The sequence below is a fragment of the Candidatus Methylomirabilota bacterium genome (assembly GCA_036001065.1).
GTDB lineage: Bacteria > Methylomirabilota > Methylomirabilia > Rokubacteriales > CSP1-6 > MNEF01.
On the sequence record DASYUQ010000009.1, the window covers coordinates 1 to 6,834 of the forward strand.

General features: G+C 67.1%; 6 protein-coding genes. 3 read left to right on the forward strand and 3 right to left on the reverse strand.

The genetic code is table 11. The annotated features are described in order from the left end of the window. The coding region (locus VGV13_00980) for a carboxypeptidase-like regulatory domain-containing protein (GenBank protein ID HEV8639656.1) at positions 1–554 on the reverse strand (554 nt) is incomplete at its 3' end. 112 nt (positions 555–666) lie between these two features. Next, positions 667–1,248, reverse strand: a complete 582-nt coding sequence (locus tag VGV13_00985; protein HEV8639657.1) for a sigma-70 family RNA polymerase sigma factor — start codon at positions 1,246–1,248, stop codon at positions 667–669. 140 nt (positions 1,249–1,388) lie between these two features. On the opposite strand from VGV13_00985, the gene VGV13_00990 reads away from it, so the two are divergent. After that, on the forward strand, positions 1,389–2,375 hold the full coding sequence (locus VGV13_00990) for a hypothetical protein (GenBank protein ID HEV8639658.1): 987 nt from the start codon (positions 1,389–1,391) through the stop codon (positions 2,373–2,375). Here VGV13_00990 and VGV13_00995 read toward each other — a convergent pair. Further along, positions 2,359–4,359, reverse strand: coding sequence for a hypothetical protein (locus VGV13_00995; GenBank protein ID HEV8639659.1), 2,001 nt, complete (start codon positions 4,357–4,359; stop codon positions 2,359–2,361). The genes VGV13_00990 and VGV13_00995 overlap by 17 nt on opposite strands. Before the next feature lie 136 nt (positions 4,360–4,495). Here VGV13_00995 and VGV13_01000 point away from each other — a divergent pair, with 136 nt between their 5' ends. Further along, positions 4,496–6,412, forward strand: a complete 1,917-nt coding sequence (locus tag VGV13_01000; protein HEV8639660.1) for a hypothetical protein — start codon at positions 4,496–4,498, stop codon at positions 6,410–6,412. A gap of 113 nt (positions 6,413–6,525) precedes the next feature. Further along, positions 6,526–6,834: hypothetical protein (locus VGV13_01005; protein HEV8639661.1), on the forward strand; the 309-nt coding region annotated here is incomplete at its 3' end.

A 6,834-nucleotide genomic window follows, 5' to 3' on the forward strand; every position in this document is an offset into this window, starting at 1 on the left:
ACATCGAAGGGTGCGGGAAGGATCTGGATTTCCTCGAGCGCCTCGAGCGAGATGGGACGGGGCAGTGTCTCCCGCCCCGGAAGCCGGCCCCGATACACGTCGTGGTTCATGCCGCCGTCGATCTGGAAGCTGTTGTACAGCCGATTCTGCCCGGCGATGGTGATCCCCCCCGTGGGGGCGGCGCCGGATGAGACGGAGATCGCCGTGTGGGGGCTGAGCGTCGTCAACGCGAGAAAGTCCCGGCCATGATTGGGCAGCTCCGCGATGCGGGCTCGCGAGATGATCTCGCCGGGTCCGGTGCGGCCGGCGTTGAGGATGGGATCCCCGGGCGCGGTGACTTCGTGCGGGGCGAGCTCGATCGCGGCGGGCCGCAGCTCGAAATCGGCGACCAGGCGCTGGCCGAGCGCGAGCACGATCCCGGCGCGCGCCTCGGGCGCGAACCCCAGAGCCCGCGCTTCGATGCGGTACGGCCCGCCCACGGCGGCGTCCTCGATGACATACCCGCCGGCTGAGTGCGTGACGACTTCCCAGCGGCGCCCGTTTGAGAGGTTCACAACGTGTACGGTCGCGCTCGCGATCGCGGTGCCGTCCGTCTGCGTGAGCCTGCCCTGAATCGCGGCGGTGGTGACTCCCTGCGCTACGAGTAACCACGTAAGTAGGCCCACGTCACTGCCTCAGCTCTCGATGCAGCCACCCTTTCGCCTTGACCCAATCGCGCCGCACCGTGCGGGCCGTGACCGCCAATGCCTCGGCGGTCTCCTCTTCCGTCAAGCCGCCGAAGAAACGGCACTCGACTACGTCCCTCAGGCGCGCGTCGAGCTCAGCGAGTCGCGTGAGCGCTTCGTCGAGGGCGACCAGCGTGTCCGCCCGCTCCTCCGCGACGAGCGCCGCGCCGCTCAGGCTCACCGGTCCGACCGCTCCGCCGCGCTTCAGAGCACGATGGCGGCGAGCGTAGTCGACGAGAATGCGCCGCATGGCGCGCGCTGCGACCGCGAAGAAGTGCGCGCGATCGGTCAGCTGGGCGCGCGTCTGGTCCACGAGCTTCAAGTACGCCTCGTGGACGAGGGCTGTGGTGTCGAGGGTGTGGTCGGGACGTTCGGCGCCGAGCTGACGGTGGGCGATGCGGCGCAGCTCGTCGTAGACCAACGGGAACAGCCGGTCGAAGGCTTCAGGGTCGCCCGCGCGCCAGGCGGCGAGGAGCCCGGTGATGTCGCGGTGTCCGGATTCTGCCAGCGTCCGCGCGTCCATGAATGCAGACGGTCCAACATCGCACCGGTCTGTGCCGTTCGCTACCACGCTTCCTCCCGGCGTTGCGAGCCATCTTGCGCCTGTAGGTGACGCGCAAAGCCGGGAGGAAAGCGGACACGCTTCGTCCCGGAGGATATTCTATGAAGCTCGCTCCTATGTGCACCCTCACGTCGCTGGTTACGCTCGCTTTGCTCCTCGCGTGTGGGACGGAGTCCGGCGAGTTTCCGCTCGCGCCTGGGCCGATGGCATCATTGCAGGCGGGCGGCGACCCGCCGCCTCAGTTCACCGCATGGTCCGCCCCAGTCAACCTCGGCCCCGTCGTCAACTCGGCGGCCGGCGATCTCGAGGTGTTCATCTCAAAAGATGGCCTGAGCCTGTTCTTCGCCTCATTCCGGTCCGGAAACTGGGATATCTGGGTCTCACAGCGCGGCAATGTGGACGAGCCATGGGGAGCGCCGCAGAATCTGGGTCCCACGATCAACACGGGGGCGCGCGAGCAGGCCCCGTTTCTGTCGCCTGACGAACACCGCATGTACTTCTTCAGCGATCGTGCCGGGGGGCTCGGCGGCACTGATCTCTATGTTTCGAGGCGCCAGGACAAGAGGGATGACTTCGGTTGGCAGGCGCCGGAGAATCTCGGTAGCGGGGTCAACTCGCCATTCAACGAGAATACCGTTGCGTTTTTCGATGACGAGGCCACCGGGACGCAAACGCTCTACTTCAACTCGAACCGGCCGGGAGGGACCGGTGGCACGGACATCTACGCGAGCCCACTGCTCGCCGACGGGACGTTCGGCCCGGCCGCGCTCGTCCCGGAGCTCAACAGCCCCGTCCAGGACGCCGTGACGGCGATCCGGCGCGATGGCCTTGAGATGATCATCGCCTCCACGCGTCCACCGGCTGCGTCAAATATCTTCGATCTGTACGTTGCGACCCGCCCGAGCACGTCAGACCCCTGGTCCACGCCCGTAAACATGGGATCGCCCATCAATACCGACGCCGACGAAGGTCGTGCGGGCCTCTCCTTCGATGGTACGGTTCTCTACCTGACGTCGAGTCGCCCTGGTGGCTCCGGAGGTCATGATCTCTGGGTCAGCACGCGAATCAGGGTCAAGGAGCCGGATTGAACCGTTCGAGCCGCGCCAGTTCCGTGCGCACTCGATCGACCCCGGGTCTGAGACGCGGCTCGGGGTCGCTCCGCAGGGCAAGGTAGTGTTGGTAGGCGCGAATCGCGCCAGCCGTGTCCCCCACCAACGCCGCGAGCCGCCCCTCCTCGCGCAGCGGCGTGGACAGCAGCCAGTTCCACCAGAAGGTTCTGCGCCGCGCGAGGGCAAGCGCGTGCTGCCGGTCGCCGCGCGCCTCGTACAATCGGACGGCGATCACTGTGGCGACGGTTGGGAACAGCTGCTGCACGTCCGATCCGGCGGCGAGCAACCTGTCCAGGCGCGCGAGTGCGGCTGCGGCATCCGGCCGGCGCCGGGCGGCCGCGAGCTGCGCCGCCGCCGCGGCGACACACACTGGCGTAGACTCGACTAGGTATGGGGCACGGAGCTGCCCCAGAGCGGCCTCGGCTGCGGCGAGGTCGCCCGTGCCGAGCCGCCAGTGCGCCAGCGCACAAGCCGCTGTTTGACGATCACGCGCTTGCCCAGGTGGGACAGGCGCACCGCCGAGGTAGGCCTCGAGCGACCGGGCCGCCGCGGCGGCCTCGCTCGAATCGCCGTCCCAATAGAGTGCGGCGTAGATCCGAAACTCCAACACGCCGACGTCTCCAGCTTGCCCGAACCCTCGCTCTGCCGTAGCGAGCAGGCGGCTCGCTGCACCCGGACGGCCACGGTTCAGCAAAAAGGGAACAAGTCGTACGACGACGGAGCGGCGCTGCCCGACGCTCGTCGAGTGTTGGTCGTAAGCACGAGCCGCACGATCCGCATCCTCCAGCCCGAGGCCAAGGTTTTCACTCCACTCCACGATCGACTGGAGACTCACACCACTCATCTCCGGGATCCGCCGCCGCAGCCGCGCGAGGGCGGCACTGTCGCCCAGCACGGCCGCCGCCACCCACTGGATGAACTCGCTCTGCTGGCCCCCGACGGGATATGACCGATCCCGCGCCGCGTACCGCCCGACCGCGACTCGGTCGCCCTGCACGGCCGCCAGCAGCAGGAGGTATTGGAGCGGGAGGATCTCGGTCGAGTCGAGGGCAAACGCGCGCTGGAATGCCTCGGCCGCCCGCGCCTCCCAGCCGGGGTAGCCGATCCTCGGTCCGAAGCGGAAGAAACTGACGCCCGCGATGTGCCACGCTTCCAGCCGCTGCGGTGCCACGAGCGTGGCCCGCTCGCCCGCGGCAATGAGCTCGGCAAGCGTTGCCGACTGGGGATACCGAGGCCCCAGGTACGCCTCGAGCAAGGCTCGGTCGGCGGGGCCCAAGCGGTCTCTCAGTTGCCAGATCGCGTCGATCTTCCAGCGCTCGTCACGCTCGGCCATCCCGAAACGGACGGCGATTTCCGCGAGACGCAGACCCGCGAGCGCGAAGGTCGAGTCGAGGAAAAGCGCTCGCTCAAAGTGCGCGCCCGCTTCGGAAGCAGCACCCACCCTGCCACGACGGTACGCCTGCCGCCCCGCCAAGTACGCGCGCAGCGCAGGCAACGAGGTTGCTGTCAGGGCCGCAAGCTCTTCCGAGTCCCTTGCGGCCTGGACCGCGAGTAGACGCGCGGCGAGCCGGTCCGTGAAGTACGGCAGGCTGTCCGCGTTACCCTGCACCCGCGCGCGGGCGCGAACAACGCCGCTCGGGATGGCAATGAGCGCCGCGTCGATCGACAACCTCTCGGGCGTGCCCCCGACCTCCCCCTGTAGCAGTTGCCCAGCACCGAGCTCCGCGGTCATGAGCCTCGCGGCGATCATATCCTGGATCGCGTCGCGCAGATCGGATACTGCAGGCTCCGCACTTTGTACCGAGAACGGATCGACGCGTAGCCCGGTGTCCGGCGGATAATGCGGCCGCGATGCCGCATACGCGTAAACGGCGATCGCCACGCCGAGGGCGGCGGCACCTGCCGCCGCCCGCCGTCGCGGCGCGGGTCCACGTCCGGATTCGGCAAGCGTCCGCGCGTCCATGAATGCAGACGGTGCAACATCGCACCGGTCTGTGCCGTTCGCTACCACGCTTCCTCACGGCGTTGCGAGCCATGTTGCGCCTGTAGGTGACGCGCAAGCCGGGGGGAAAACGGACACGCTGTTGCGGAGGCATTCTATGAAGCGCGCTCCCATGTGCACCCTCACGTCGCTGGTTACGCTCGCGCTGCTCGTCTCGTGCGGTACGGAGACTGGCGAGCTTCCGCTCGCGCCTGGGTCGATGGCGTCATTGCAGGCGGGCGGCGACCCGCCGCCTCAGTTCACCGCATGGTCCGCGCCGGTCAACCTCGGCCCGGTCGTGAATTCGGACGCGGCCGACATCGAAGTGACCATATCCAAGGATGGGCTCAGTCTGTACTTCGCCTCCGACCGCGCCGGTGGCTTCGGACGCCAGGACATCTGGGTTTCGCGGCGGGCAAGCGTCGACGATCCCTGGGGCGCCCCGCAGAACCTCGGCCCCATGATCAACACCGCCTCCGACGACCGGGCGCCGATGCTGACTGTCGACGGGCATAGGCTGTTCTTCTCGAGTGACCGGGGTGGGGGGAGCGAAGTGTATCTGTCTCGGCGGCGCGACAAGCGCGACAGCTTCGGATGGCGGCCACCCGAGAACGTCGGCGCCGCTGTCAACAGTGCCGGCGCCGGCCTGCCGTTCTACTTCGAGGACCCCGTGACGGGGACAGCTACCCTGTTCTTCAATTCAGGCCGGCCGGGAGGCCTCGGCAGCACGGACATCTATGCGAGCACGCTGCAGCCCGACGAGACTTTCGGCCCGGCGGTGCTCGTTCCGGAACTCAGCAGCCCCCTGCGCGACGCCAAGGTCAGCATCCGGCGTGACGGCTTGGAACTGTTCCTGACCTCGGATCGGACCGGCACCCTCGGTTCGTTCGATGTCTGGGTGGCGACCCGCGCGACCACCAACGACCCCTGGTCCACGCCGGTGAACCTCGGGCCGGTCGTGAATTCCACCGCAGATGAAGGGCGCATAGCCCTCTCGTTCGACGGCACGACCCTCTACGTCATGGGGACGCGGCCAGGCGGGGTCGGCCGTCAGGACATTTGGATGTCCACCCGCACGCGGAGTGGTGATGACAACGATGACGCCGACATTGACACCGACGATGCTGACGACGACTCTGATGTGCCGCGCTATTCCGACTGGTCCGCACCGGTCAACCTCGGCCCGATTGTGAATACCGCCTTCGTCGACACCGACCCCTTCATCACCAAGGACGGACTCTCTCTCTACTTCGTCGCCGGCAGGGGCCGCGGGGGCTCGGGCTTGAGAGACATTTGGGTGTCCCAGCGAGGCAGCATTAACGACCCCTGGGCACCGCCCCAGAATTTGGGGCCCACGATAAACAGCGCCGGCCACGACGATGCTCCAACCCTCTCCCTTGATGGGCACCGCCTCTATTTCGCGAGTAGTCGTGGAGGAGGATTCGGCGGCCTCGATCTCTATGTCTCTCGGCGGCGCGACAAGCGGGACAACTTCGGCTGGGAAGCGCCGGTGAACGTCGGCGGCTCCGTCAACACAACGACGGACGAGACCAGCCCCACTTTCTTCGAGGATGGGGCTACGGGGACGGTTATCATGTACTTCACTTCGAACCGGCCGGGAGGCCATGGTCTCGATGACATCTATGCCAGCACGCTCCACCCGGACGGGACCTTCGGCTCGGCAGTCCTAGTGGCGGAGCTCAGCACCCCGTTCAATGATGGACAACCGGCCATCCGGCGGGACGGGCTGGAAATGTTCTTGGGGTCCGATCGGCCGGGAACGATCGGGAATACGGATCTGTGGGTTGCGACGCGGGCGCGCACGATAGATCCCTGGTCCGCGCCGGTGAATCTGGGCCCCGTAATCAATAGCCCTCCACGTCCGCCTGATCTGGAGCAGGCGAATGATTTTGGACCAGCGCTGTCTTTGGACGGTACGGCCCTGTACTTCGCCTCGGCGTTCCGGCCCGGTAACGTGAGCGACATGTTCGATCTCTGGGTCAGCACGCGTACCAAGCTCAGGGGGCCGGACTGAGCTGTTCGAGTTGCTGCAAGTCCGTTTCGAGCCCCCAACTACGCGTAGCAGGTAAGAGAACGCGCACCCGTATTGCGCGTCAACACAGCCAGTCGCTGCACGAGGAGGTTTCCATGGCCGCTACCAGCCGCGCGCTCACTCGGCTCGTCGTCGCAGCACTGCTGCTCTCCTGCTCCGGTGAACCCACGACACCCATCACACCGAATCCGCCCCCGCCCCCCCCGCCGCCACCGCCGCCTCCAGCCCCGGTAAACGTCGGCGGCGTCTGGGACTGGACCGAAACGCTGACCAATGGCTGCCATAACGTAGGCTCGTACCGCTTCGTGCAGGGCGATTCGCTGTTTGGCGGGAGCTTCGGGCAGGCGGGCAACGATTGCTCTGGCTTTCCAAATGACTTCAGAGGAGACGTCTCCAACGGCCTT

What these genes read in the sequence shown, in the direction of transcription:
- VGV13_00985 (HEV8639657.1), bottom strand. Translation starts at nt 1,248, where the DNA reads ATGGACGCGCGGACGCTGGCAGAATCCGGACACCGCGACATCACCGGG.
- VGV13_00990 (HEV8639658.1), top strand. Translation starts at nt 1,389, where the DNA reads ATGAAGCTCGCTCCTATGTGCACCCTCACGTCGCTGGTTACGCTCGCT.
- VGV13_00995 (HEV8639659.1), bottom strand. Translation starts at nt 4,359, where the DNA reads ATGGACGCGCGGACGCTTGCCGAATCCGGACGTGGACCCGCGCCGCGA.
- VGV13_01000 (HEV8639660.1), top strand. Translation starts at nt 4,496, where the DNA reads ATGAAGCGCGCTCCCATGTGCACCCTCACGTCGCTGGTTACGCTCGCG.